At 44.9% G+C, this 25,270-nt stretch carries 27 protein-coding genes; 16 read left to right on the forward strand and 11 right to left on the reverse strand.

The features are described from left to right. Window positions 1–13: 13 nt before the first annotated feature. Window positions 14–1,174, reverse strand: a complete 1,161-nt coding sequence (locus MN199_RS12570) for a cystathionine beta-lyase (protein ID WP_335739654.1) — start codon at window positions 1,172–1,174, stop codon at window positions 14–16. A gap of 84 nt (window positions 1,175–1,258) precedes the next feature. Next, window positions 1,259–2,032, reverse strand: coding sequence for an EAL domain-containing protein (locus MN199_RS12575; protein WP_335739655.1), 774 nt, complete (start codon window positions 2,030–2,032; stop codon window positions 1,259–1,261). Window positions 2,033–2,330: 298 nt separating this feature from the next. Here MN199_RS12575 and ubiD point away from each other — a divergent pair, with 298 nt between their 5' ends. The 7 genes from ubiD to MN199_RS12610 all read left to right on the forward strand — a co-directional run bounded on the left by ubiD (window position 2,331) and on the right by MN199_RS12610 (window position 8,295). Continuing rightward, window positions 2,331–3,812 carry a 4-hydroxy-3-polyprenylbenzoate decarboxylase gene (gene ubiD / locus MN199_RS12580; protein ID WP_335739675.1) on the forward strand — a complete coding sequence of 494 codons (1,482 nt, stop codon included), beginning with the start codon at window positions 2,331–2,333 and terminating at the stop codon, window positions 3,810–3,812. A gap of 92 nt (window positions 3,813–3,904) precedes the next feature. Then, the gene (gene fre / locus MN199_RS12585; RefSeq protein ID WP_335739656.1) at window positions 3,905–4,612 is read left to right on the forward strand and encodes an NAD(P)H-flavin reductase; all 708 of its coding nucleotides are present in this window, start codon (window positions 3,905–3,907) and stop codon (window positions 4,610–4,612) included. 134 nt (window positions 4,613–4,746) lie between these two features. Then, entirely contained in the window at window positions 4,747–5,271 is a 525-nt protein-coding gene (locus tag MN199_RS12590) for an RNA polymerase sigma factor (RefSeq protein WP_132580841.1), read from the forward strand. Continuing rightward, window positions 5,264–5,767, forward strand: coding sequence for a hypothetical protein (locus tag MN199_RS12595; RefSeq protein WP_132580839.1), 504 nt, complete (start codon window positions 5,264–5,266; stop codon window positions 5,765–5,767). The genes MN199_RS12590 and MN199_RS12595 overlap by 8 nt, the downstream gene beginning before the upstream one ends. A gap of 10 nt (window positions 5,768–5,777) precedes the next feature. After that, window positions 5,778–6,752, forward strand: a complete 975-nt coding sequence (locus tag MN199_RS12600) for a DUF4097 family beta strand repeat-containing protein (protein ID WP_313907692.1) — start codon at window positions 5,778–5,780, stop codon at window positions 6,750–6,752. Between the two features lie 178 nt (window positions 6,753–6,930). Further along, the gene (locus MN199_RS12605) at window positions 6,931–7,767 is read left to right on the forward strand and encodes a hypothetical protein (protein ID WP_335739657.1); all 837 of its coding nucleotides are present in this window, start codon (window positions 6,931–6,933) and stop codon (window positions 7,765–7,767) included. Window positions 7,768–7,887: 120 nt separating this feature from the next. Then, entirely contained in the window at window positions 7,888–8,295 is a 408-nt protein-coding gene (locus MN199_RS12610) for an acyl-CoA thioesterase (protein ID WP_335739658.1), read from the forward strand. 93 nt (window positions 8,296–8,388) lie between these two features. On the opposite strand, the gene MN199_RS12615 is transcribed toward MN199_RS12610, so the two are convergent. Genes MN199_RS12615 through cyaY form a run of 7 tightly spaced genes read right to left on the reverse strand, consistent with a single transcriptional unit; the run spans window position 8,389 to window position 13,803 of the window. Further along, window positions 8,389–8,904, reverse strand: coding sequence for a DNA-deoxyinosine glycosylase (locus tag MN199_RS12615; protein WP_335739659.1), 516 nt, complete (start codon window positions 8,902–8,904; stop codon window positions 8,389–8,391). Beyond that, the gene (locus MN199_RS12620) at window positions 8,897–9,976 is read right to left on the reverse strand and encodes a heme biosynthesis HemY N-terminal domain-containing protein (protein ID WP_335739660.1); all 1,080 of its coding nucleotides are present in this window, start codon (window positions 9,974–9,976) and stop codon (window positions 8,897–8,899) included. Before MN199_RS12620 ends, MN199_RS12615 begins: the two co-directional genes overlap by 8 nt. Continuing rightward, window positions 9,973–11,091 carry a uroporphyrinogen-III C-methyltransferase gene (locus tag MN199_RS12625; protein ID WP_335739661.1) on the reverse strand — a complete coding sequence of 373 codons (1,119 nt, stop codon included), beginning with the start codon at window positions 11,089–11,091 and terminating at the stop codon, window positions 9,973–9,975. Before MN199_RS12625 ends, MN199_RS12620 begins: the two co-directional genes overlap by 4 nt. Next, complete coding sequence (locus MN199_RS12630; RefSeq protein WP_335739662.1) at window positions 11,088–11,852, reverse strand: uroporphyrinogen-III synthase; 765 nt, start codon at window positions 11,850–11,852, stop codon at window positions 11,088–11,090. Before MN199_RS12630 ends, MN199_RS12625 begins: the two co-directional genes overlap by 4 nt. Further along, window positions 11,849–12,778: a hydroxymethylbilane synthase gene (hemC, locus tag MN199_RS12635; protein WP_132580819.1), complete on the reverse strand. Its 930-nt coding sequence runs from the start codon at window positions 12,776–12,778 to the stop codon at window positions 11,849–11,851. The genes MN199_RS12630 and hemC overlap by 4 nt, the downstream gene beginning before the upstream one ends. Before the next feature lie 13 nt (window positions 12,779–12,791). Beyond that, window positions 12,792–13,460: an alpha/beta hydrolase gene (locus MN199_RS12640; RefSeq protein WP_132580817.1), complete on the reverse strand. Its 669-nt coding sequence runs from the start codon at window positions 13,458–13,460 to the stop codon at window positions 12,792–12,794. A gap of 25 nt (window positions 13,461–13,485) precedes the next feature. Further along, on the reverse strand, window positions 13,486–13,803 hold the full coding sequence (gene cyaY / locus MN199_RS12645) for an iron donor protein CyaY (protein ID WP_132580815.1): 318 nt from the start codon (window positions 13,801–13,803) through the stop codon (window positions 13,486–13,488). A 71-nt stretch (window positions 13,804–13,874) separates the two neighbouring features. On the opposite strand from cyaY, the gene lptM reads away from it, so the two are divergent. The 5 genes from lptM to xerC are packed head-to-tail and all read left to right on the forward strand — an operon-like array spanning window position 13,875 to window position 17,727. Further along, a complete protein-coding gene (gene lptM, locus MN199_RS12650) occupies window positions 13,875–14,048 on the forward strand; it encodes an LPS translocon maturation chaperone LptM (protein ID WP_132580813.1) in 174 nt (57 codons plus the stop codon). 1 nt (window position 14,049) lies between these two features. Further along, window positions 14,050–15,306 carry a diaminopimelate decarboxylase gene (lysA, locus tag MN199_RS12655; protein ID WP_335739663.1) on the forward strand — a complete coding sequence of 419 codons (1,257 nt, stop codon included), beginning with the start codon at window positions 14,050–14,052 and terminating at the stop codon, window positions 15,304–15,306. 12 nt (window positions 15,307–15,318) lie between these two features. After that, window positions 15,319–16,149 carry a diaminopimelate epimerase gene (gene dapF, locus MN199_RS12660; RefSeq protein WP_335739664.1) on the forward strand — a complete coding sequence of 277 codons (831 nt, stop codon included), beginning with the start codon at window positions 15,319–15,321 and terminating at the stop codon, window positions 16,147–16,149. After that, window positions 16,146–16,802 carry a DUF484 family protein gene (locus tag MN199_RS12665; protein ID WP_335739665.1) on the forward strand — a complete coding sequence of 219 codons (657 nt, stop codon included), beginning with the start codon at window positions 16,146–16,148 and terminating at the stop codon, window positions 16,800–16,802. The genes dapF and MN199_RS12665 overlap by 4 nt, the downstream gene beginning before the upstream one ends. Then, the gene (gene xerC, locus MN199_RS12670; RefSeq protein ID WP_335739666.1) at window positions 16,789–17,727 is read left to right on the forward strand and encodes a tyrosine recombinase XerC; all 939 of its coding nucleotides are present in this window, start codon (window positions 16,789–16,791) and stop codon (window positions 17,725–17,727) included. The genes MN199_RS12665 and xerC overlap by 14 nt, the downstream gene beginning before the upstream one ends. A gap of 91 nt (window positions 17,728–17,818) precedes the next feature. Here the strand turns inward: xerC and MN199_RS12675 are convergent, their stop codons facing one another. Both MN199_RS12675 and MN199_RS12680 read right to left on the reverse strand, forming a co-directional pair. Continuing rightward, window positions 17,819–18,499: a hypothetical protein gene (locus MN199_RS12675; protein WP_335739667.1), complete on the reverse strand. Its 681-nt coding sequence runs from the start codon at window positions 18,497–18,499 to the stop codon at window positions 17,819–17,821. A 134-nt stretch (window positions 18,500–18,633) separates the two neighbouring features. Next, window positions 18,634–18,816 (reverse strand): hypothetical protein, encoded by a 183-nt coding sequence (locus MN199_RS12680; protein WP_335739668.1) that lies wholly within the window; start codon window positions 18,814–18,816, stop codon window positions 18,634–18,636. A 295-nt stretch (window positions 18,817–19,111) separates the two neighbouring features. Here MN199_RS12680 and MN199_RS12690 point away from each other — a divergent pair, with 295 nt between their 5' ends. From MN199_RS12690 to MN199_RS12705, 4 genes are all read left to right on the forward strand, one after another. Further along, entirely contained in the window at window positions 19,112–19,813 is a 702-nt protein-coding gene (locus MN199_RS12690; RefSeq protein WP_335739669.1) for an HAD-IA family hydrolase, read from the forward strand. 116 nt (window positions 19,814–19,929) lie between these two features. Further along, window positions 19,930–22,101, forward strand: a complete 2,172-nt coding sequence (uvrD, locus tag MN199_RS12695) for a DNA helicase II (protein WP_335739670.1) — start codon at window positions 19,930–19,932, stop codon at window positions 22,099–22,101. Beyond that, on the forward strand, window positions 22,101–24,182 hold the full coding sequence (locus MN199_RS12700; protein WP_335739671.1) for a tRNA(Met) cytidine acetyltransferase TmcA domain-containing protein: 2,082 nt from the start codon (window positions 22,101–22,103) through the stop codon (window positions 24,180–24,182). Before uvrD ends, MN199_RS12700 begins: the two co-directional genes overlap by 1 nt. Before the next feature lie 85 nt (window positions 24,183–24,267). Further along, the gene (locus tag MN199_RS12705) at window positions 24,268–25,077 is read left to right on the forward strand and encodes a hypothetical protein (protein ID WP_335739672.1); all 810 of its coding nucleotides are present in this window, start codon (window positions 24,268–24,270) and stop codon (window positions 25,075–25,077) included. Window positions 25,078–25,270 lie beyond the last annotated feature (193 nt).

The raw sequence follows: 25,270 nt of genomic DNA on the forward strand, positions 1-25,270 counted from the left end.
TTTTATCTAGTCGTTAAAGTCGGCTAAATGCCGCGGCAAGATCGCTAATTAAATCGTCTACGTTTTCTAAACCAATGTGTAGCCGTATTAGCGGCCCAGTATAGGGCCACGTTGTGGCGGTACGTAGCTGTTGCACGTCCATGCTGGCGGTAATTAAACTTTCATAACCACCCCAGGAAAAGCCCATTTTAAAGTGCTGCATGCCCTCAATAAAAGCTTCAACCTGCTGCTGATTAGCCTGCTTTAAGACAAAAGAAAATAAGCCATTACTGCCGTTAAAATCACGTTTAAAAAGAGCATGCCCGGGACAGGAGGGTAATGCTGGATGTAACACGGTTTTTACTTCTGGCCGTTGTGCCAACCAGTTAGCTACTGTTAATGCGCTGTGCTCATGCTGTCGCAAGCGCACACCTAGTGTACGTAAACCACGCAGTGCCGTGTAAGCATCATCGGCCGACGTGCAGTAACCGAGCAAATAACTATGCTCGCGCAACTGCGGCCAATGTTGTTCGTTCGCTGTAGCCGTGCCTAACATCACATCTGAGTGACCGACAATATATTTGGTTGCCGACTGCACTGATACATCAACACCCAAATCAAAGGGTTTACATAAAATAGGTGAAGCCCAGGTATTATCTAAAATAGTAACGATATTATGCTGTTTTGCTACCGCGCAAATAGCCGGAATGTCTTGCACTTCAAAGGTTAATGAACCGGGTGATTCAAGAAAAATAACTTTCGTATTAGGCTTAATTAGGTTGGCGATACCGGCACCAATTTGCGGGTCATAATAGGTGGTTTCAATACCCAGCCCAGCTAATAGTTTGTCGGACAATGACCGGCTAGGCTCATAAGCGCTGTCAACCATTAATAGGTGGTCACCCGTTTTTAAAAACGCTAATAATGCACCGCTAATAGCTGCAGCACCACAAGGGTAAAGCGCACAACCTGCGCCACCTTCTAGCTCGCACATTGCTTGCTGTAATGCAAAATGGGTATCGGTACCGCGTCGGCCATAAAACGGTACCCTATTTGCTCGATTAATACTGGCATGGTTTAGCTCAGCAAAAGTTTCAAATACAATGGTCGAAGCACGCACAACCGGAGGGTTAACGACGTTGCCGGTATACTGTTTATTGCGCCCAGCATGAATTAAACGGGTATCAGGTTTCATAGCTATTCTCAGGTAATTTCAAGATGCCTAGATGGCCAAATATACTGCCACATTCAGCTATCGCTGTCTGCAGTTATAATAAAACTAGAGAACCAGCCCGTGCACTTCATTGACGCCAACAAGCTGCTCTAATTGAGGTTCCGCGAAATAATAGCCTTGAAAATAACGAATCCCACTTGATGCCAAATAATCAAGCTCACTCTGGCTTTCAATACCTTCAGCCAACACCGTTGTCCCTTGTAATTCACACTGCGCAATGGCTTGCTGCACAATATGCTGCTTAGCAGGATGCAGCTCGATGTTACGAATTAGTTCCATATCTAATTTTAAGATATGTGGCCGTAGTTCAATTAACCACTCTAGTGTTGCATAACCAGAACCGTAATCGTCAATCGCCGTTTGAAATCCGCGCTTGGCATAACTGCGAAAAATACGGTTTAAATGGGCTTTATCTGGAATTTCCTCCCCCTCAGTAACTTCGAAGATAAGCTTATTAAGATCAAAGCCATATAAATCGGCTGCCTCAATAGTTGCCTTAATGCAGGTTTCAGGGTTATACACGGCATTAGGCAAAAAGTTAATATTTAAAAACGTGCTGCAATTGAGCCTCGCTGCCGTTTCTATTGCTTTTACACGACACGCTTGATCAAAATAATATTTATTGCTGTCATTAATACGCTGAAACACCCAACCCGCGCCCTCACCTTCGGGGCCTCGAACTAGCGCTTCGTAGCCAAAAATACTTTTCGTTTGCCAATCGATAATAGGCTGAAACGCCATACGAATTTGAAAGCCAAGTGATTGACCACTTAAGCAATCGCTGCAGGTTTGTTGCTTTACGCTGTCTGGAAAATCCATAGGTAGTAATAGTTCTGTCTAATTATTATCCGACTTTAACGCGCTTTATAACGCCTTACTAGTTTTTTCGACCAAGCCCTGCCATTCTGCGCTATAGCGAATTTTGATATGCTAGCGTCAGCACCAAGCAATCCATTATGAGCTTTTTGGCTTGTGTTTGCGTATAACGAGGTTTAGACAACATGTCGCTACTATCAACCGCTCTAGCAGATAATCTTAGCCTCAGGCAGGCTAAACTAGCAAGGGTGGCACAGAGCTGTATAATAGCCGGCAATAACGATATGGCTCGATGGCAAAGATGAAATATAAAGACTTACGTGACTTTATCGACCAGCTAGAACAGCGCGGTGAACTAATCCGTGTTAAAGCTGAAGTAGACCCAGTATTAGAAATGACCGAAATTGCTGACCGCACCTTACGCGCTGGCGGCCCGGCTATTTTGTTTGAAAACCCAAAAGGGTTTAAAACGCCAGTATTAGCTAATTTGTTTGGTACCACACAACGCGTGGCACTAGGTATGGGCCAAGAAGACGTATCGGCACTGCGCGAAGTAGGTAAATTACTGGCATTCTTAAAAGAACCTGAGCCACCTAAAGGCTTAAAAGACGCCTTTAGTAAATTACCACTATTTAAGCAAGTGCTGAATATGTCGCCCAAGCTGGTTAAAAAAGCCCCATGCCAAGAAATAGTGCTTACAGGCGATGAGGTTGATTTAACTAAGCTACCTATTATGACCTGCTGGCCAGGCGATGCCGCGCCGCTTATTACTTGGGGCCTCACGGTTACTCGTGGTCCACATAAAGAGCGCCAGAATTTAGGCATTTACCGTCAGCAACTATTAGGTAAAAACAAACTCATTATGCGCTGGTTATCGCATCGTGGCGGCGCGTTAGATTTTTATGAGTTTCAAAAAGCGCATCCGGGTGAACGCTTCCCCGTATCTGTGGCATTAGGTGCCGATCCAGCGACTATTTTAGGCGCAGTTACGCCAGTACCCGATACCTTATCTGAATATGGTTTTGCGGGTTTACTACGTGGTGATAATACCGAAGTGGTAAAATGCATTAGCAACGACTTGCAAGTGCCAGCCAGTGCAGAGTTTGTGCTAGAAGGCTACATTGAACCCGGCGAAATGGCGCCAGAAGGTCCTTATGGCGACCACACCGGCTATTACAATGAAGTAGATAGCTTTCCGGTATTTACTGTTACGCATATTACGCAGCGTAAAAACCCTATTTACCACAGCACCTACACCGGCCGACCACCAGACGAACCGGCTATTTTAGGCGTGGCATTAAACGAAGTCTTTGTGCCCATACTGCAAAAGCAGTTTCCAGAAATTACCGACTTTTACCTACCGCCCGAAGGCTGCTCGTATCGGTTAGCTGTGGTTACCATGAAAAAGCAATACCCAGGCCATGCTAAGCGCGTAATGATGGGCGTATGGTCGTATTTACGCCAGTTTATGTATACCAAATTTGTGATTGTTTGCGATGACGATATTAATGCCCGTGATTGGCAAGATGTGATCTGGGCCATTACCACCCGTATGGACCCAGCACGCGATACCACCTTGGTAGAAAATACTCCCATAGACTATCTAGACTTTGCCTCACCCGTTTCGGGCTTAGGCTCTAAAATGGGTATGGATGCCACTAATAAATGGCCAGGCGAAACCAACCGCGAATGGGGCGAGCCCATAGTAATGGATCCGGCAATAAAACAGCGGGTTGACGACATTTGGCACACGTTGGGCATTAACCTGCCGGCGCAGCCTTAATCTTGGCGCCAAGCATCAAGTATACTTGGCGAACAACTAAGCAACCTTGATATGCCAATTTATAATTACACCTTTATTTATCTGAGAATGCTATGACCCTAATTGCCTGTACTATTGATGCTATTGAACCCTTAACGCCTACTGTTAACCGCGTGCTATTAACGCCTACAACACCTATAAGCTATCAAAGTGGTCAATATTTACAGCTATGCTTAACCGCTGAAGATAAACGCCCTTTTTCCATAGCTAGCCATGCCGGTAGCAAGCAAATTGAACTCCACATAGGAGCATCAGTAGCAGATAACTTTTCCAGCCAAGCCTTAGCTCACTTACAGCAATTATTTGCCGCTAAGCAACCAGTATTAGCAGAAATTGGTTTAGGCGATGCTCAACTACGTACCGATAGTAAACGGCCACTCATTTTATTAGCCGGTGGCACGGGGTTTTCGTATATTTATAGCATTGCCCAAACGCTCGCTAAACAGAATATTCAGCGCCCGGTTTTTGCTTATTGGGGCGTACGTGATGTTGAAGCGCTGTATCATCATCCAGAAATGCAGCAATGGGCCAGCACCAATCAACTCTATCAGTTTATTCCCGTCATACAGCATTCAACCCCAGAATGGCAAGGCAGAACCGGCTTAGTGCACCAAGCGGTGTTAGACGATTTTGCCTCCTTAGCTGAGTATGACATTTATATTGCCGGCCCCTTTGCCATGGCGGGCGTAGTGCGAGACGCTTTTTTACAACAAGGCGCAAAACGAGAGAATATGTTTTGCGATGCCTTTGCGTATATTTAGCCTCATTTAACTGGTTGCCATGACGCAGCCAGATTATCCGATAATAAAAAAACTTAACTACGTTTAAACCTTTCGCTTTATCCTGCCGACTAACCTGACAGTTCATACAATAACTTGGGTAATTAAGGGCGTTTATGGCAATGGATATTGCGCAGGCAGTTACAGCTGCGCAAAAAGGTGACAAACAAGCCTTTTACTACCTGTACCAGCAGTATATCGGCCGGGTTTACGCTATTTGCTGGCGCTTACTAGCCAACAAGCAAAAAGCTGAAGATGCCTGTCAGGATATTTTTATTAAGGCATGGCAGCAACTAGCAGAATTCCGTGGTGATAGCAGTTTCGCTACTTGGCTACACAGTATTGCCACCCGCACCGCTATTAATATCTGGCGCCAAGAAAAATACCTGCGCTTAACGGACAGCAATGACGAGCAACCGGAGCTGGCTGAGCAAGCAACAATGTGCAGCAGTGAAATGGCTCCGCTAGAACAAGCCATACAACGCTTGCCCACACAGGCCCGAGCCGTATTTGTCTTGTTTGCTTTGGAAGGTTATCGGCACCAAGAAATAGCCACCTTGCTGGGTATAGCCGAAGGTACGTCTAAAGCACAATATTTCAGAGCCAGACAGTTGTTACAGGAGTGGTTAGCAGATGAATGATCAACAACTTGATAACGCCATTAGCAAGCTAGCAGCGCACATAGCCGTACAACGTGATTTATGGCCAGATATCGCCGCTCAGCTTGAAATAGCACAACCCCCACAAACCATAGCGCAACCGCCAAATACCATTAAATCCACACGCGGATATTGGGGGATTGCCGCCATGCTGGGGCTACTGAGTGTATTTGGTTGGCAAGCCCTATCACCCAATACAACCATTACAGCGGCTATGCCTACTGCAGAACTAATTTTACTGCAGCAATATGAACAACAAAAAGCTACCCAGCTAAGTCAGATAGTGGCCGTAGCTGAAGGCTTTGATAACTGGCAACAACAAATACGGGTATGGGATCAAGCAATAACCCAAGTACGCCAAGCGTTAACATTTTATCCAGATGAACCGCTGCTGTTAGCACAGTTACAACGTTTATATCAACAACAGCTGTCTTACCTGCAACAGGCGACAGTACAACAGCCTTTAATAATAAGTTAGGAGATAATACATGAATACAATTAAAAAAATTTGGGCCTTTAACCTTGTCAGTTTAATGTTGTTAGGGTTTAGTCAACTGGCCTTAGCTGATACCCGTATAGCTGTAAATGAAAGCCGAGCGGTAAGTGCTAACGAAAAAATTTATATAGAAGTGATGAGCGGTGAAATAACGATTAATGCCGTAAGTAATAGCCAGTTTAAAGCCAGCGGTAAACTAGATGAAAATGCCACTGGCTACACTCTGGATAGCAAAGGAGGCTTTACCCGCTTTGAAATGACTATGCCACGCCAGGTTAATTACAACGGGCAAGACCACGCCAACAGCGCAAAACTAGACTTTGCTGTGCCAACAGGCAGCAGCATTGAATTTAAAAGCGTAAACGGCGATGTTACCGTAAATAATATTCACGGCAGCAGCCAAATTAGTATGGTAAACGGTGATATTACAGCTTTTGACTTACGCAATAGTGTAAAACTAAGCACAGTAAATGGCGAAATTAAAATCAAAAATGCCAGCGGCACGGTAGAGCTAAGCTCAATTAACGGCACAATTAACGACGAAGGCTCCAGCGGGCGTCTGAGCTATGACGTAGTTAACGGCAAAATTAAGGTTAAAAGCCGCGCTGAAGAAGTAAGTGTCAGCACCGTAAACGGCGATGCCGAATTAGAGTTAAATGGCACTAAACACCTAAAGTTAAACACCGTAAACGGTGAAGTTGGCGCCAAATTAACAGGCTCAGCCAATCCACATGTCAGTGGCAGCAGCGTAAGTGGTGATATTAAATTAGAACTGGATAACAATGCCAGCGCCCGCATCAATATTAAAGCCTCTGCTGGTGGCAGTATAGACAACAAACTAAGCAGCGACAAAGCCAGTAAAGCAAAATACGGCCCAGCGCGTAGCCTGCAATTCACATTAGGCAATGGTGATGGCAGCGTGGAACTAAGCACAGTAAGCGGTGATATAGAGCTGAAGAAGTTATAAGCCGCGCTAATTAATAACATTTTTATTATCCAAAGGCTGCGAAAGTGGCCTTTGTTATTTGCAGCATTTTTTAACACTGGCTCTGAACATTTAACGCTTATTCAGTGTTTTCCTACCAATGCTTAAGTTTTATCCATTCTTGCCGATAACAGTGAAAACATTTATCTGGCTATCAGTTATGGTTTCATCTATTCCAACTAATCGCATATTGCAGGCTTATAAGGCAGGCAATAAAGCTGCTAATAGCACTTCGCAACAGCCTGAGCAGCGCGGCCATGCGGAAGCCATGCCAAAAAACAATGAATCTGTCCAGGTAAGTCTGAGCGAAGTTGCTCGTTCAAAGTTGGCTTTATCTAAGGCGGTAAGATCCAGTATGGATCAGCAACAGCAAGCTAAAAAAGCTAGAGCTCGCGAACGCGTTGCTGAGGTTAAAATGCGCATTGATCAGCTAAAAAAAATGCTGATGATGTTTGGTAGTATGGCATCTAAAGCCCTTATACGAGAGTTAAAACAGCTGGCTGGTGAATTAAAAGGGGCAGCTAAAGATTTGCAAGAAGGAGGGACAGCCAGTAGCTCAGCATCCGATATGTCATTTACAGCGCACCCTGATAATATGGAAAATACAGCAACAGCAGATGCAAGCGTTCCCGTAGTTGATGTACCAACCGAACCCAAAGTAGAGTCAGCTTTATCTGATGAAGCTGAAGCCGTTGAAGATAGCAACGCAGAAACAGAAACCGCAGACAAAGCCGCAAATTTACAGCAACCAACACCGGAGGCAGATAGTAAAATAGAACAACAGCAACGCCAAGCTGATCAACGGCTGCTGCAAGATGCCGTCAGAGAATTACAGTCACTGTTTAATATGCTAAAAGCCATGCTGCCTAAAGGCGATAAAGATACCGAAAAACAACTGGCCGAGATCAGCTCGCTGATTGAGGATACTAAGCAATCAGCTCAGCAACTTTCTACCGACTTTAGCTTAGGAGCTGTTCAGATTCAGGTTCAAATCTAATTATTATTACACGCTAGGATAATAGATGTATCATTCCCCCTCTTCATAAGAATAGAAATTAATACGTACAATTTACACTTATTACGCTTTATTAAATTTACAGAATGGGTCACGTTTATCATGCAGCATAAAACCCTAATTAAAGTTCGTGGTTATCATTTAGATATCTATCAACATGTTAACAATGCTCGTTATTTAGAGTTTTTAGAAGAAGCACGTTGGAGTTATTTAGAAGACCACGGCGATATCGTGTGGTTTGCTGAGCAAAAATTGGCTTGGGTAATTGTAAACATTAATATTAATTATCGAGAAGCGGCAACAGTAGGCCATAGTTTAGAAATTCAAACCCACTTTAGTAAAGTTGGTAGTAAAAGTGCAGTAATTCATCAAGCTATTTATATTGCCGGCACTAATAAATTGGTTGCCGACGCGGATATTACCTTTGTTTGCTTAGACCAAAAAACCGGTAAAGCCGCAGTGATTGAAGGCATGTTAAAACAGCGACTTGAACAGTATATATCAACCTAAGTGTTTAAATTGTTGATAACTGCTGGCTAGCTAAATCAATATCAGTACTCTCTGAGCTATTTAGCTGAGGTTAATTCCGCATGTGTGCATTAATTAATTTTTAACGATAAATGACTTAAGCTGCTGCCACTGCGCTAATTTTTCTGGAAAACCCATAGCCGCATGTGCTGGGCTGGTAGACGGTAATTGAAACAATATCAGTTTTGCTGGCAGCGGCTGCTTTGAAAGCACGTGCCGGTTAAAACTTTGCCACGCTTTAGCACCATTAAACGCTATAACCTGCAAATTAGGCTGAACGGTAAAGAAACTAGCGAAGTCATTAACTTGTTCATCACGAATCGCGCTGTCTAAACTACCACTACGCTGGCAATGGCCTATCACGTCCCACAACGCAACGCCTGCGGCATTTAAGGCCTGTAACTTGGCAGAGTAACTAGCCTCGGCAGAAAAGCCGACAAGATTAGCCATTATTGGCCAAAACAGATTACGAGGATGGGCATAGTATTGTTGCTGCTTAAGCGACACAGTGCCAGGCATACTGCCCAGCACCAACACCTTAGCCGTTGATAAACTGCTTGCTGCTAAGCCAGTTAATACGGTACTAGCCAAGCCGAGGCTCGTATTGGCGGGCTTTATGCCACGCTATTTCGGCTTGTTGCGGTTCGCCCTCTTGCTCGGCTAAATAAGCTAATAAGGCATAAACATAGCCATTGCTGGCGTGATCCCGTAACCAATGTTGTGCTTGTTTGCGCAACTTAAGTACCGATTTCCCTAATGGAATTTTACGAAGGTAAGGCAATACTAGTGGCAACTCGTCTAACTGTAGCTGACTAACCAGCAGCTTTTCAGCGGCTTCATTTTGGCCGCTTTGTGCCATTGCCCAAGCGCGACCAACATTAGCTGCGGTAGATTTACGTTCTTTAGCCGGCAGGTTAAGCCAATAGTCAGCATTTTCATCAAACCGCTGTTGCTGACTTAACTGGCTAATAGCCGCCGGATAAATATCAAAGCGTTGCTGACGCCATTTATCTTTATCAAACCATTGCTGTTTTATTGCTAATGGCACGACCTGCAATAACTGTTGCCATTGCCCCGCTTGCTGCAACGCATATAAATATAACTGCCCTAAGCCCTTATCTTCAGTGTCAGCCGTAACTTTGTCGCGTAGTAATACACAAGCTTGAGCCGCTTGATCTTGTTGTAGCAACAAATCTGCTTGTACAAATAGCGTACTGTTACTTTCAGCTGACAGGGCTGCAATGTAGCTGTTAGCCTGATTAATATCACCGGCATAAAATGCCGCATAAGCCGCAAATAAGCGTTTTTCTTCTAGCATAAAGTCGTCATGACAGGCTTTAGCCAAATGTTGACTAGCTAGTTTCCACTGTTGTTTAGCATACGCCTGTAAACCCAACTCATAGGCTTGCTGAGCTTTACGTTGCCGGCGCCAGCGGAAAAAGTTAAAGGAAATATGCTGTAAGCGCAGTAATTTACGCAGCACTATGCCAATAAACCATGTTACGGCGATTAGTGCCAAAATAAGCAGACTAAGGCCAAGCAAGGTGGTTTCAAATACGGTACCGGCAACAATAATTTTAATGTAGCCAGCATTATTCACCAGCATTGGGCCAAACCACATGGCTGCCGCTAGTATACCGATAAGCAGCAAGACACGGATCATAAGCTCTCTCCCGCTAGTTGTTGCTGATACTGCTTTAGCTGCGCTAAGCTGGTTAACACCTTCACACTTGGCAGCGAAGCTTCTACTTCGGCTAGCTCGGTTAGTACCGAACTGAACTGCTGCACGCCAACATCATCAGCATTAAAGTAGCGCTGCAATTTATCACTGGTTTGCTGCAATGCTGCAACATAAAGTGGCTGTTGCCGCTGCATTAGCGCTAACTGAGCTAGTTGTAATTGCTGCTGCAGTGCAATGCGCAACATAAGTTGCTGCTCGTGAGTTAAATCGAAGTAATCTTCTGGTACCGCACTTCTAGGGTTAAGCAAACCTTGCCAGGTATTGTGCCAGTGAAATGCTAGTGTTTCGCGCCAATTTTTCAGCTCGCTAGAGGGCGCGCTATTTTTGGTGTCCGCGGTTACTTGCAGTTTTAGCGGCAAGTTCATCGCCTGCTTTTGTAACTGCTGCAACTGCACGTAAGCCTTGCTTACATCGGGCACAGTAATACGGCCAAGCTGCTCTGTATCAGCGGCAATGGCTTGGCGAACTAACACTAATGACGGCTCGGCTAGCTGGGCTAACTTTTCATCAGCGCTGCTAAGCAGCGCACGAGCGGTTGAAAAATCTTGTTCTAACCATACTTTTTGCGCGGCTAAACGTAGCAAGTACTCTACTTCTGCCAGTACCCAATGCCGTGGCGGCGCACTATCTCGTTCCTGCACTAATTGGCGCAATGCTTGAATTTGTGCTTCGTTTTGCGTGAGTAACTGCTGCTGCTTTTGCTGTTGGCTACGCTCTAACTGTGTTTGCCATTGCTGCTGATCGCTCTGCAATTGCTGTAATAATTGCGTACTGCTATCTTGTTGCTGCCGCCCTTGCTCAACTAAACGCTGCTGGTTCTGCTGCAACGTTATTGTTTGCTGTTGCAGCTGCTGCCATTGCGGCCATAACCAGTAAGCGCCGGCGCCAATAGCGACGGCTAATATCAGCACCAGTAACAAGCTTAAGCCACCAGTAAAACCGCCGCGCCGACTAGGTACGGGCTCGGCTTCAATTTTCTGCTTTAGTTGCTGTAATGGTGCTTCCATTTCTGATGCACGCTCTAAGCTGTCGCTCATTGATATTCCCTCTGTAGCTGACTAATAGCCGCTAGTAATGCACTGTCGTTGGCATTATCTGCCAGTGTTATACGTTCGGCGTTAATACCTAGTGCAATAGCGCTTTCCTGCATACGTGGGCTGACCAAGATCCAGTCACACTGTTGCAACCAATACTGATGCTCGCTAGGCACTATGTTAAATAGCTGCTGTAAAATTTCGTTACTGGTAGCAACAATACAACGAATGCCAGCTAGCTGCCACTGCTGACAGAGCAAAATACCATCTAATAGTAGCGGCACACGTTTATAACTTTGCACATAGCGCACGGTTGCGCCACGCGCCGTTAATGTTTGCTTTGTGAGTTCACGCCCACCATTGCCGCGCACAGCAACAACCTGCTTCCCCGTCATTTGCTGTAGCTGGGGTAACTGCAACATACCCTCGCTGCGCTGGTCCTCTGGCACCGATACATCGCGGCCTAACCAGCGCTTTAATGCCAGAGCGGTGGTCTCACCCACCGCAAATAGCGGCGCAGTAAGTCGCGCACCATCAAACTGGTTTTGCAAACAACTTACCGCGCTAATACTAACAAAGACCACTGCGTCGGCTTGTTGCAACAATTGGTGATCTTGCGCAGTTATGCTTACCTGTGCGGTGGTAATTAGTGGCTGATACAAATAGGCAATACCGCTAGTATCTAACGACGCCAACAAGTTATCAGCTTTACCCGCCGGCCGCGTAATTAAAAACGGGATCTGCGCTGGCATTTGATTACTCATAACCCAGCCTGATAAACCGCCTGCAATATACGATCAGCACCTTGCTGTAATAAATATTCAGCCAGTTCCGTACCCAGCTGTTCAGCCTCGGCTACTGGGCCTTTTAGCTGGTGGCGAATAATTTCGCTACCGTCTAGAGAGCCAACTAAACCGCGTAGCCATAGCGTATCACCTTCAATTTCGGCATAAGCACCAATAGGCACCTGACAACCACCTTGTAGTTTGCGGTTCATTGCCCGTTCGGCCAGTACGCAACTGCGTGTTTCGCTATGCTCTAGTGGCTTAAGTAGTTGCTGTACTGCAAAGTCATCACTACGGCACTCTATGCCTACAGCACCCTGACCATTGGCCGGCAAGCTGGTTTCTACAGATAACAAACTGGCAATACGCTGCTGAAAACCTAAGCGAATCAACCCAGCGGCAGCCAAAATAATAGCTGCATATTCACCATTATCGAGTTTGGCTAAACGCGTATTTACGTTGCCACGCAGGTCGCGTACGGTTAAGTCGGGGCGCAGCGCTTTTAGCTGGCATTGGCGGCGCAAACTAGACGTACCCACTACGGCGCCATGCGGCAATTCATCTAAACAGGTAAATTGGTTTGACACAAAGGCATCTTGTGGGTTTTCACGCGGGCAAATGGTATGCAGCATTAAGCCGTCGGGAAACTCTACCGGCACATCTTTCATACTATGCACGGCAATATCGGCCAAACCATCTAGCATCGCCTGTTCTAACTCTTTAACGAATAAACCTTTACCACCAATTTTTGCCAAGGGGGTATCTAAAATTTTATCGCCCTGCGTCGACATTGGCACCAGCTCTACCGTTAATTGCGGATGATGACGCAACAGTTCCGCCTTTACATACTCGGCTTGCCACATTGCCAGTGCACTTTTACGGGTTGCGATACGAATTTTGTTCATATTAACTCTCTGCTTATGCCAATAACTGTCGCTGAATAAAGCTGCTGATATCTGCCACTTCTTGCGCGCATACACTGTGCGGCATTTTGTATTCATGCCAGTTCACGTTAAACCCAGCATTTTTCAGCGTATGATATACCTGCTGACCGGCAAAAATCGGTACCACAGGGTCTTGGCTGCCATGCGCTACCAGTACCGGTGTAGCTTTATTCACGCTATTAGCTTCGTCTTTTAATTTATCTGGTGCGCACATATACGTGGACAGCGCCATTACTCCGGCTAACTTGTAGGTTAGCCGCGGCAGTAAATGCAGCGCTATAACGCCACCTTGGCTAAAGCCGGCTAATATAATACGCTCACTGCTAATGCCGTCGCTAATAAGCTTATCTAGCAGCTGCTGCACTGCTGCGGCCGACTCGCGTACGCCATCTTCGTCAGCGCGATTGGTTAAGTCCATGGTTTTAATGTCGTACCAAGCACGCATACGCATACCGCCATTAACGGTAACGGGACGCTCTGGCGCATGCGGAAATAAAAATCGAATACCAGCATCAGCGGGCAAGCGCAGCTCAGGCACTATTGGCGAAAAACCATGGCCCGAATCACCCAAGCCATGCAGCCACACTACAACAGCACGGGTATCACCCTGTGCTTTAACATCAACAAAAGGAAGCAAAGCCATTACACTATTCCAAAAACAACTGCGCTTAAGGCGCTAAATTTAGCGGTACGCCAGCCTGTTTAGTGGCCGCATCGTTAAGTAACTGCCAAAACTCTGAACCGCTGCGGTTATCTATCCACTGACCATTTTTCCATTCAAAATGGTGGCCGTTAAATTTGGTAGCTACCCACAACTGATGCAGCGGTGATTGCTTGTTAATAATAATTTTACTGCCATCAGCAAAACTGATACTCAATAAGCCACCATGGGACTCATAATCTAAATCGGCATCGGCATTTTCGACTGCCTGTTCCACCGCCAGTAACACACTATCGGTCAAATCATCATATTCTAGGTCATTCATCTACTTCACCTGTTTGCTTTTATCGCTAAGGATGCGATTATAGAACGCAATCGCCATAAAAAAATAACATCATGCACGCTTTTAAAACCAAAGGTCCGCTATTAACTGTCGCCGCTGTCATTATGTTATGCAGCTTACTGAATGCGTGTGGTCAAAAAGGTCCGCTTACCTTACCACAACCGGCACCAGAAGTGGCAGAACCACAGCAAAACAACGCCGATCCTATTCAATCATTGGATGACTAACATGGACCATTTTAATTACCAAAATAAGCAACTTTTTGCCGAGCAATGCGCGCTAGCTGATATTGCCAATAACTTCGGTACACCTTGCTATGTATATTCACGCGCGACTATTGAACGACATTACCACGCGTTTGCTAATGCCGCAGCGGCGCATCCACAAAGCTTGGTGTGCTATGCAGTAAAAGCCAATAGCAACTTAGCTATTTTAAACCTACTCGCTAAACTTGGTAGCGGTTTTGACATAGTATCGGGCGGCGAGTTACGCCGCGTTATTGCTGCCGGTGGCGATGCCAAAAAAGTGGTGTTCTCTGGCGTAGCAAAAACTGAAGACGAAATACGCCTAGCGTTAGGCTTGGGCATTAAATGCTTTAACGTCGAATCTATAGCCGAATTAGACCGCCTACAGCACGTTGCTAGCAGCTTAAATAAACCTGCGGCTATTTCTATTCGGGTAAACCCAGATATCGATGCAAAAACACATCCGTATATTTCAACGGGCTTAAAAGCGAATAAATTTGGTATCGATATTCTGTTGGCGCGTGACATTTACCGCAAAGCCGCCAGTTATAGCCATTTAAACGTGGTGGGTGTTGATTGCCATATTGGCTCGCAGCTTACTGAAGTACAACCATTTTTAGAAGCGTTAGAAAAGCTGTTGGCGCTAATAGACCAATTAGCCAGCGATGGCATTATGCTAAAGCATATTGATATTGGCGGCGGTTTAGGCGTTACCTACGATAACGAAACTCCACCATCCACCGCTGATTATATTGGTAAAGTGGTCGAGCGCTTAAAAAGCTACCCACAGTTAGAGCTCATTATGGAGCCTGGTCGCGCCATTATGGCCAACGCAGGGGTATTGCTAACGAAGGTTGAGTTTTTAAAGCCAGGACAAGAAAAAAACTTTGCGATTGTCGATGCCGGCATGAACGATTTAATTCGTCCAGCACTGTATAGCGCGTGGCAAGCCATCATACCAGTAAATATGCACACCCATGCACCAAGCGCGATGTATGATATTGTTGGCCCAGTATGTGAAACAGGCGATTTTCTTGGCAAAGACCGAGAACTGGCGATTGCCGCTGGCGATTTGCTCGCTGTGCGCTCTGCCGGAGCTTACGGCTTTACCATGAGTTCTAACTATAATAGCCGCCCACGCGCCGCCGAACTGCTAGTTGATGGCGACAAAGTGCATTTAATCCGCGCCCGTGAACAATGGCAGGATTTATGGCGTGGCGAACACGTCGTTACCGACTAATTAAGGGCGCCGATGTTGCTACATTTCACTAAAATGCACTGCCTTGGCAACGACTTTATGCTAGTTGATGCAGTAAGCCAGAATGTGTTTTTAACCAAAGAGCAAATTAAAGCACTGGCGAATCGTAATACCGGTATTGGTTTCGATCAGTTACTAATGGTTGAGCCACCGTATGATCCTGAACTGGATTTTCATTACCGTATATTTAATGCCGATGGCTCAGAAATAGAGCAATGCGCCAACGGCATGCGTTGTTTTGCCAAGTTTGTTCGGGCGCGTGGTTTAACCAACAAGTATAAAATTAGCGCCAGTACTAAATCTGGTAAAGTTATTCTGTATGTCGAAGCCGACGGTCAGGTTACGGTTAATATGGGCATGCCACAGCTAGACCCCGCCAAAGTGCCGTTTAAAGCGCAAAAGCAAGAAGTTACCTATATTCTGCGGGCTGAAGAGCACACTATACTTTGCGGCGTTGTATCGTTGGGTTCACCCCACGCAGTGGTTGAAGTTGACGACCTCGTTACTGCGCAAGTGCTAGTACAAGGCCCGTTATTTGAACTACACGAGCGTTTTCCCGAACGCGCAAGTATCGGTTTTATGCAGGTAATAAGCCCAAGCCATATTAAATTACGCGTATGGGAGCGTACTTTAGGTGAAATAGCCGTATCCGGTAACGGTGCATGTGCGGCCGTAGTAATCGGGCAGCTACAAAAAAAATTACAGCCGCAAGTACGAGTAGACTTGCCCGGTGGTAGCCTGCATATTCGTTGGAATGGCCCTGGCCAACCACTAAAAATGACCGGCCCCGCAGAACACGTTTACGACGGACAAATAATGTTATGACAGATAGCCTGATCCAAGAAAAAGATTTACTTGCCGCGCACGTAATATGCGAATACTTGCAAGATCACCCAGAGTTTTTTCAGCAATACCCACAGCTGTTAAATAGCTTACGTTTACCACATCAGCAGCGTGGCAGCGTGTCGCTAATAGAACGTCAGTTAGAATTGCAACGGGAAAAAATCCAAGCATTAGAAGATGATATTACGCGTTTAATGTCTATTGCCAGACAAAACGAGCATGTTTTCTTGGCCTTTAATCAATTACAGGCACAGCTTTATCAAGCAAAAAATGTAAAGGATATTCAGGCGAGCTTGCAACAATTTACCACCGCGATGCCGCAGGTGCAGGAGTGCCGTTTACTACGCTTTACTGACGAGCAAAGTGCGGATGAGTTTAAGCTACTATTATCACGTCGCCTAAACCAGCAAGGTGTATATCTTGGCCGCTTAAATAAAGAAGAGCAGCAAGGTTTGTTTTCACCAAACATACATTCAGTAGCGCTTATTTTAATCAGTAATGAGCAAAAGCCCTTAGCATTATTGGCCTTTGGTAGTGAGCAAGACGACCACTTTCAACCGTCAATGGATAAGCTATTTATTAGCCATTTAGCGACTATATTAGCGCAATTACTGCCGAGCTATGACAACGTCTGACATAGAACTATCTCCGCAGTGGCAAGAGCCACTGCTAGCCTTTATTCGCTATTTGCAATATGAACGTGGCTATAGCAGCAAAACGCTCGACAGTTATCAGCGGCAATTAGAGCAACTAGCACTAAGCATTAGCGAAACCGATAGCCACTGGTTAAACCTAACTGACAACCAACTAAAACAGCATATTATTAGCCTGCGCCGCAGCGGTGCTAAACCTCGAACTATCGCACTAAAGGTTGCCGCGTTACGGAGTTTTTTCCGTTTTCTGCAGGCGCAGGGTAAGCGCAGTGATAACCCGGCTCAGTATTTATCAGTACCCAAAGCCGCGCGTATACTGCCAAAAAATCTTGGTATTGATCAACTTAACCATTTACTTAGCTTTGACAGCAGCGACGATATTTTAGCTTGCCGCGACAAAGCCATGCTCGAACTATTTTATTCATCAGGGCTGCGTTTAGAAGAGCTAGTAAATGCCAATATTAACGACATTGACTGGCAACAACAATTGCTGCGCGTAACCGGTAAAGGCAGTAAACAGCGTATTGTGCCGGTAGGTAAAATAGCCCTAGCCGCAGTAAAAGACTGGTTAGTACAGCGCCCAGTGTTTTGCTCTAACCTACCAGAGCCAGATCAGCAGGCGCTATTTCTAAGTAAACAACATAAACGTATTAGTACCCGACATGTGCGTGAGCGCGTTCAACTTTGGGCTAAGCAGCAAGGGCTTAACCAGCATGTACATCCGCATATGTTACGCCATTCCTTTGCCAGCCATATGCTTGAATCCAGCCAAGACTTACGCGCCGTGCAGGAACTACTCGGCCATGCTAATTTAAGTACAACTCAAGTGTATACCCATCTCGATTTTGCCCATTTGGCTAAGGTGTACGATAACGCCCACCCTAGAGCGAAGAAGAAATCTAATTAAACTACTGAATACAAAATAAGATTTTATACTTCAGCAGTTACTATACTGCTACACATATTGCTGATACAACTTACTTGAAGGCGGTCATACCTTATTGCGAGAGCGTCAAATTACTAGGATCTTCCGTTTCAATAAACACGGCCTTAAGCACTTTGTTTCCGCTCTCGTCTCTCGTGATATTATAAAAACTATAATTTGTTTCAAATAAATGTAACTGTTTAAGCTCAACGTCGCTTGTATCATCGCCGACCATTAACATAACACCACAAATACGACCAGAACAGGCATAGGATTCCTGATATATTTGTAATTTAGATTCTTGCAAAAACAGCTGTAGTTTATTTTCACGAGATAATGCTCTGCTACTGCGCTCCATATCTGTAATGCCAGATAAAAACTGATTAAAATCTGCACTTTTCATTGCATCAACAATTGCAGTCTGTATTACTGCGCCACTTTTGGTAAGAAAACTTTTGTTTAACGCCTCTTCCGATGACAAATTACTCGGTATTGTGACCGAATCATCCCTTACGGCTGTAGAATCATAAGTCTGCTCACCGGTATTTACGGCCTCTTGAAACGTATCAGTCTTCTCAAGAGATGCTGATTGATTTTTGCTATTTGAATTACTTGCGTTTGATTCAACTTCAGTAAATACGCTATTTGACAATAAACTAACTTCTTCTTGTCTTTGTCCTCCTATACTACTGACGGTTAACCAAACAATTGACAGCAGAGTTGCGACTGCCCCCCCTACAATAATTGACTTCAAGTATTTCCTCCCATACCGCTATAGTAAACGGCCTAATATCATATAAAAATGATATAGCGCTGCTCAAAACAGCACATATATCATTTACCCGTATAAAATGAAAATTCAAACCTATTTACTTATAAATATCGTTATTAAAGCTCACTATAAAATGGAATTTCACAAGAGACTCGACCACCGCCGGTACACGATATACTCGTTTTTCCATCTTTAAATTCGACAGTCATGCTGCCAGATGTACACGTACATGTCATTGCACTTAATGGTAATGACGCAAATACAGCTAAAATAGAAACAAATAATAATTTCTTTTTCATATAAACTTTCCTTTTTAAAAGTTAGTGAGTTTTTTCTCAATCATTACAAACAAACCGTTAGATTAAGGCAATATTAACTCAAAACTTATCAGGCAAATATAAGAGATTTATCAGTTAAAGATCGAAGATTAGCTCTCCAATCGGTTTTTTAATAAAATTTAGAAATTTAGACTTATTAATTTTACCCGTGCTATTTTAAGAACAAACCAAATCTATACTCATCTAAATTTTGCCCATTTGGCTAAGGTGTACGATAACGCCCACCCTAGAGCGCGCAAAAAATAAGGCCGTATCAATGCAATTATTTAAGGCACTGAGCCCAATCAGCGTACTGTCATTCGATTTAGACGATACCTTATACGATAACAAACCGGTGATTGCCGCCGCTGAGCAGGCCATGTTAAACGCATTGGCCAAACACGCACCGGTTGCGGCAACAACCGACAGCAATTTTTGGTGGCAGCAGCGTTTAAAACTGGCAAAAGTAACGCCCGATATCCGGCACGATTTAGGCCGTTGGCGCTTATTAGCTATTGATGCGGGTTTACAAAGCTTAGGTTTAAGCCTGTGTGAAGCCGGTGAAATAGCGCAATTGGCTTATGATGCTTTTATGCAGGCTAGAACCCGTATTACTGTGCAACCAGAAATAAAACAGTTACTGCAACAGCTGGCTAAACATTATCAGCTGATTGCCATAACTAACGGTAACGCCTGTATTGATAAGATGGGCATTGGCCATTGGTTTGAGTTTAGTTTACAAGCTGGGCCAGCTGGCAGAATGAAACCCTACCCTGATATGTATTTAAAAGCGGCGCAACGATTAAATATAGCACCAGAACAAATATTACATATAGGTGACAGCCACCGCGCTGATGTTATGGGGGCCTTAAGCGCCGGCTGCCAAGCGGCTTGGTTAGATCACCACAACAGCCGTGTAACGGTATTACCGCATATTAGGATGACTAATGTGCAAAGCCTGCAGCAGTTAATTAAGTAGTATTACAACAGCTATCGCAATAGCACTGGTTATTTATCCACTAAACACCCGAGTTAGCTTGGCGCTTGGCTTTTGCCTGTTATAATGGCGGTCATTATGTAAAGCGAGGCAAACTAATGGATGTATCTTACCTGCTAGATGGGTTAAACGATAAACAACGCGATGCGGTGGCGGCATCGCCGCAGCATATGCTGGTGCTAGCTGGTGCTGGCAGTGGTAAAACCCGCGTGTTGGTGCATCGTTTAGCCTGGTTAATGCAGGTAGAGCGCGTAGCGCCATTTAGTTTATTAGCGGTAACCTTTACCAATAAAGCGTCGCAAGAAATGCGTGGCCGTATTGAAAGCACCATTGGTGTTAGCTTAAATAACCTATGGATGGGCACCTTTCACGGGTTGTCGCATCGTTTACTGCGGGCGCATTATCAAGAAGCTGGCTTACCGCAGGGCTTTCAAATTATCGACTCGGACGATCAGTATCGGCTAGTGCGCCGGGTGCTTAAAGCGCTAAATTTAGATGAAAAACATTGGCCTGCTAAACAAATTCAATGGTTTATAAATGCGCGTAAAGATGACGGCCAACGCCCAGCAATGATTGATGCCGCCGGTGATTTCAGCCTACAGCAAATGACTAAAATTTATACCGCTTATCAAGATATGTGTGACCGCGCGGGTTTAGTCGATTTCGCAGAAATTTTGTTACGCAGCTTTGAGTTGTTAAAGAAGAATGACGAGGTACGCAACCACTATCAACAGCGGTTCCGCCATATTTTAGTTGACGAGTTTCAAGATACCAACGCTATTCAATATCAGTGGTTGCGCTTACTTGCTGGCTCACATGCTAAGGTAATGATTGTCGGTGATGATGATCAGTCTATCTACGGCTGGCGTGGTGCTAGAGTAGAGAACATTCAAACCTTCCTAAAAGACTTCCCCGATGTAGCAACAGTGCGCTTAGAGCAGAACTATCGCTCTACCGCTACCATTTTAAAAGCGGCCAATGCGGTGATCGCCAATAACAGCGGGCGCTTAGGTAAAGACCTATGGACTGATGGCGCTGCGGGTGAAACCATTTCGCTATATACCGCCTTTAACGAGCTAGACGAAGCGCGTTTTATCGTCGGCCGGATTAATGACTGGCATAAACAAGGCGACCGCTTAAGCGAGGCAGCAATCTTATATCGCAATAACGCCCAATCACGGGTATTAGAAGAAGCGTTAATTCAACAAGGTTTAAACTATCGTATTTATGGCGGCTTACGCTTTTATGAGCGCCAAGAAATTAAAGACGCCTTAGCCTATCTGCGTTTATTAAATAACCGCCAAGATGATGCAGCACTGGAGCGCGTTATCAATACGCCGGTGCGCGGCATTGGCGATACCACATTAAGCAAAGTGCGTGAATATGCGCGGGCTCAACAGCAAACCATGTGGCAAAGCTTACAACAGATGCTTGCACAAAAGCAGCTAACGGGTCGCGCTGCCACGGCTATTGATAACTTTATGCAACTGATTGAACGGCTACATAGCGATACATTAGAATTGCCGCTACATGAACAGTCTGAGTATGTCATTAAACAATCTGGCTTGTATGCTATGTATCAGGCAGAAAAAGGCGAGAAAGCCGAAACCCGTATCGAAAACTTAAACGAGCTAGTTACCGCCTGCCAAAACTTTGATGAACGCCGCGCTGAAGATATGACGCCCCTGGCAGCATTTTTGTCGCAGGCCGCGCTTGAGGCTGGTGAGTACCAAGCAGAAGAGCATTCGGACGCAGTGCAGTTAATGACGCTTCATAGCGCCAAAGGCTTAGAGTTTCCGTTAGTGTTTGTTTGCGGTATGGAAGAAGGCATGTTTCCTAGCCAACAAAGTGGTGATGACCCTACGCGTTTAGAGGAAGAGCGACGGCTCTGTTATGTTGGCATGACTCGGGCCATGAAAAAGCTGTATTTAACCCATGCTGAAAGCCGCCGAGTATACGGCCAAGAACAGCACCATAAGCCTTCGCGCTTTATTCGCGAGATCCCAGCCGAATATTTAGACGAAATTCGCTTAACCACTCAAGTAAGTCGGCCAACTCAATTTAATCGCTTTGGTAGCGCAGCATCACATGTTGCTTTTGAAAGTACCGGCTTTAAACTTGGCCAGCGCGTATTACACGATAAATTTGGCGAAGGCACGGTACTCAATTATGAAGGCACGGGCAGCCAATCACGTATTCAGGTAAATTTTGATGGCTTAGGCAGTAAGTGGCTAGTGACCGCTTATGCCCGTTTGCAAGCGATGGACTAATGCCAAATATGCCACCGTTACAGCAACTACGACAGTGGCAGCGCCAAGCTGCAGCACATCATATACGTTTGCCAATAGTGTGGCAGGGCGAGCAGCAGCAATTACTAATGAATGCATTGCAACTGGTCGATAATGCCGACATAAACACGCTGTATTGGATTGGCGATGCAGCACCAGATAACGCCATTAACTTAAGCAGCAAGCAGAATTATCAACTATTAGGTAGCGAGTGTGATGCGTTAATTATTAATGCCTTTTCCGGTTTTCCGGCAGACTTAATTGCCGCGTCAATGGGTTGCGTTAAAGCTGGCGGCATCTGGCTATTACTCTGCCCACCATTAACGCAGTGGCAAGCTCAGCCAAACCCGGCACACAAAAACGTATTACCCTACCCATTAGACGCCAAACTGCATGTCGGGCAATTTTTACCGTTCTGGCTACAACAGTTAGCACAGCAAAATATTGTTATGTTGCAAAACAATGAGGATACTCAGCAGCTAAACTGGCCGGCTCTACCCGAACCAGAACAAATTACCGCGCCCTATATTACCGGCGAACAACAACAAGCGGTAATGGCCATTTTACGTGTTGTTAGCGGTCACAGGCGTCGGCCACTAGTTATTACCGCTGACCGTGGCCGAGGTAAGTCTGCAGCTCTAGGTATTGCCGCAGCGCAACTCGCTTCAGCCGGTAAAACTATTGTTATAACGGCACCATCACCGGCTGCGGCGCAAACAGCATTAAGCCACTTTCAACAACTGTGTAACGCTGAAGATTATAGTCGATTACAGTTTGTCGCTTTTGATCAGTTACTCAGCAGTAATCTAGATACCGACCTGCTGTTAATAGATGAAGCGGCGGCAATTCCAACCCCCGTATTGCAACAGTTAGTCGCTCGCTATAGTCGTATCGTATTTGCTACTACTGAACACGGTTATGAGGGCACTGGCCGAGGCTTTCAGCTGCGTTTTCAACAGCATTTAGATGCACATTGCCCAGGTTGGAAGAAGCTACACCTACAGCAACCAATTCGTTATCAAACAGCCGATCCGTTAGAGCAGCTTAGCTTTAATAGCTTTTTATTAAAGCATGCTGACAACGATGTATCTTACGATTCCACTCAACCAGTATCCGTTAACAGCTATAGCAATAACGATTGGCAAACTCAGCCTGAATTATTACAACAGGTATTTAGCTTACTAAGCTTGGCACATTATCAAACTCAGGTTAAAGACTTAGCCGCCCTATTAGATAACCCGCACTTGCGGGTCATTACTTTGCAGCAACATAGCCAGTTACTGGCCTGTGCATTGATTAGTATTGAAGGTAATTTAGAAAGCGAACTTTGTACGCATATTTACCACGCTGAACGCCGCGTACAAGGGCACTTGCTAGCGCAAAGTTTGGCTTTTCATCTAGCGCAACCGCAACTAGCAACCTTGCCGCTATGGCGTGTAATGCGAATTACCGTGCAACCCGTATTGCAGCGGCAAAAGCTAGGTTCAGTATTACTACAACATATTTATCAACAAGCTAAATTGGCCAATATTGCCTATTTAGGCACCAGTTTCGGTTTAACTACAGAGCTGTTACATTTTTGGCATCAAGCAAAATATCAACCAATACGTTTGGGTCAAAGCAGTGATAAGGCCAGTGCGGAATATTCAATTTTAATGTTACGTGCGGTAAAGGGTTCAACCGACAAGGTAACCGAGCTATACCAGCAGTTTAGTTTACAACTATACTGGGCTTTGCCGCATTATCCACAGTTAAGCTGTGAATTAGCGCTAACCTTAGCTCAACCACCACAGCAATTAGCGCTTAATAACGCAGATCTGCAGCAATTGGCACTATTTAGCCAAGGTAAACGACCGTATGAGTTAGTGAGGCATTTAATGTTGCAATGGTTTAATCAGCAGCAGCCAATAGACGTTAAGACTCAGCTCATGTTATGTGGTTTATTATGGCAGCAACTTGGCTGGACAACGCTGTTACTGCGTTTTGCGTTACCTAATAAAAAAGTGTTTATCGAACACATAGCGGCAAATTTAAAAGCCGCACTGGCAGAAACATCTAGTTAACATTGCTGACAGTTCAAACCAGTATTTTCTTTCTTTTTATTCGTACTCAAGCTAAGGTGCGCGCAATATTTTATAGGTGTCTTTTATGTTAATTATTCTACCTCTTTTAACTGCGCTGTCATCAATGCCAGCGATGGCGAGTAGCTATTCATCTTCTGAACGCCGTACATTGCAATCTGCAATTAGCAGCGCCCTGCATTCTGCCGAGATTAATCGCTATTATCAGCAATGTAGAGAACAGCCAACAGAAGGCGAAATTGCAGTTATACAAACAGATAAAGAGCAAAGCAGAATGTTGGCTATGCTACAAAGCAAAGTGCATACCCAAGATTTAAACTTGTTGTTAGCAGCCGATAACAAGCTAACCAACCAAGTTAAGCACGGCATTAATACACCAACAGACTGCCAAGACACTAAAGCGCTGCAAACCTTGATCGACAACTACGAAGTCGCGCTATTCTCGTTAGACATTGCGATGCCGTTAGAGCGACAGCTAATTAGTAAAGCAAGCTCCGCTAAGACTCAAGCCAATGCACAACAGCAAGAAGTTAATAAAACTATTGCAGACAGTCATGCTATCGCATTAGTAACTGTAGTAAGTAAACAGCAACTTAATGCGGTACAACAGGCAAACTATTTACACCCTGATTATGAAAGTAATTATGTGTTTAAAGTAATGTATGGCTGGCAAGGTAATATTTCTCATTATTTGGGCATGCATATCTCAGTAGCAGACAACGAAATTAATACTATACCTAAGCAATGGCTAATTTTTCTTGATAAAAATGGCCATTTTATAAAAGCCATCAGCGCAGATAAAGCGATAACATATCTTAATGTATTGTCTGATGCGCAATGGCGTTACGACGTATACGGCAACCTACATCGCAATTAGTAACTGTCGTATAACTAGTTACTAGTATTTTAAATTAAGCCCGCGTAAGCGGTTTTTTTATTGGCTATTATTTCGCAGTATTTAGCCAAGTTACAGACGTAAAAAAGCCCGGCTCTTACGAGACGGGCTTTCTTGAATTGGGAGCCTGGCGGTGAACTACTCTCGCATGGCGAATGCCACACTACCATCGTCG

This window comes from Rheinheimera metallidurans (genome assembly GCF_036983985.1).
In the GTDB taxonomy this organism is placed as follows: Bacteria; Pseudomonadota; Gammaproteobacteria; order Enterobacterales; family Alteromonadaceae; genus Alishewanella; species Alishewanella metallidurans.

Coding starts and splice junctions, on each gene's coding strand:
- fre (WP_335739656.1), top strand. CDS start 3,905: ATGACCCTAATTGCCTGTACTATTGATGCTATTGAACCCTTAACGCCT.
- hemC (WP_132580819.1), bottom strand. CDS start 12,778: ATGAACAAAATTCGTATCGCAACCCGTAAAAGTGCACTGGCAATGTGG.
- MN199_RS12630 (WP_335739662.1), bottom strand. CDS start 11,852: ATGAGTAATCAAATGCCAGCGCAGATCCCGTTTTTAATTACGCGGCCG.
- MN199_RS12595 (WP_132580839.1), top strand. CDS start 5,264: ATGAATGATCAACAACTTGATAACGCCATTAGCAAGCTAGCAGCGCAC.
- MN199_RS12625 (WP_335739661.1), bottom strand. CDS start 11,091: ATGAGCGACAGCTTAGAGCGTGCATCAGAAATGGAAGCACCATTACAG.
- xerC (WP_335739666.1), top strand. CDS start 16,789: ATGACAACGTCTGACATAGAACTATCTCCGCAGTGGCAAGAGCCACTG.
- cyaY (WP_132580815.1), bottom strand. CDS start 13,803: ATGAATGACCTAGAATATGATGATTTGACCGATAGTGTGTTACTGGCG.
- uvrD (WP_335739670.1), top strand. CDS start 19,930: ATGGATGTATCTTACCTGCTAGATGGGTTAAACGATAAACAACGCGAT.
- ubiD (WP_335739675.1), top strand. CDS start 2,331: ATGAAATATAAAGACTTACGTGACTTTATCGACCAGCTAGAACAGCGC.
- MN199_RS12620 (WP_335739660.1), bottom strand. CDS start 9,976: ATGATCCGTGTCTTGCTGCTTATCGGTATACTAGCGGCAGCCATGTGG.
- MN199_RS12640 (WP_132580817.1), bottom strand. CDS start 13,460: ATGGCTTTGCTTCCTTTTGTTGATGTTAAAGCACAGGGTGATACCCGT.
- lptM (WP_132580813.1), top strand. CDS start 13,875: ATGCACGCTTTTAAAACCAAAGGTCCGCTATTAACTGTCGCCGCTGTC.
- lysA (WP_335739663.1), top strand. CDS start 14,050: ATGGACCATTTTAATTACCAAAATAAGCAACTTTTTGCCGAGCAATGC.
- MN199_RS12590 (WP_132580841.1), top strand. CDS start 4,747: ATGGCAATGGATATTGCGCAGGCAGTTACAGCTGCGCAAAAAGGTGAC.
- MN199_RS12665 (WP_335739665.1), top strand. CDS start 16,146: ATGACAGATAGCCTGATCCAAGAAAAAGATTTACTTGCCGCGCACGTA.
- MN199_RS12600 (WP_313907692.1), top strand. CDS start 5,778: ATGAATACAATTAAAAAAATTTGGGCCTTTAACCTTGTCAGTTTAATG.
- MN199_RS12575 (WP_335739655.1), bottom strand. CDS start 2,032: ATGGATTTTCCAGACAGCGTAAAGCAACAAACCTGCAGCGATTGCTTA.
- MN199_RS12610 (WP_335739658.1), top strand. CDS start 7,888: ATGCAGCATAAAACCCTAATTAAAGTTCGTGGTTATCATTTAGATATC.
- MN199_RS12690 (WP_335739669.1), top strand. CDS start 19,112: ATGCAATTATTTAAGGCACTGAGCCCAATCAGCGTACTGTCATTCGAT.
- MN199_RS12680 (WP_335739668.1), bottom strand. CDS start 18,816: ATGAAAAAGAAATTATTATTTGTTTCTATTTTAGCTGTATTTGCGTCA.
- dapF (WP_335739664.1), top strand. CDS start 15,319: ATGTTGCTACATTTCACTAAAATGCACTGCCTTGGCAACGACTTTATG.
- MN199_RS12570 (WP_335739654.1), bottom strand. CDS start 1,174: ATGAAACCTGATACCCGTTTAATTCATGCTGGGCGCAATAAACAGTAT.
- MN199_RS12705 (WP_335739672.1), top strand. CDS start 24,268: ATGTTAATTATTCTACCTCTTTTAACTGCGCTGTCATCAATGCCAGCG.
- MN199_RS12700 (WP_335739671.1), top strand. CDS start 22,101: ATGCCAAATATGCCACCGTTACAGCAACTACGACAGTGGCAGCGCCAA.
- MN199_RS12605 (WP_335739657.1), top strand. CDS start 6,931: ATGGTTTCATCTATTCCAACTAATCGCATATTGCAGGCTTATAAGGCA.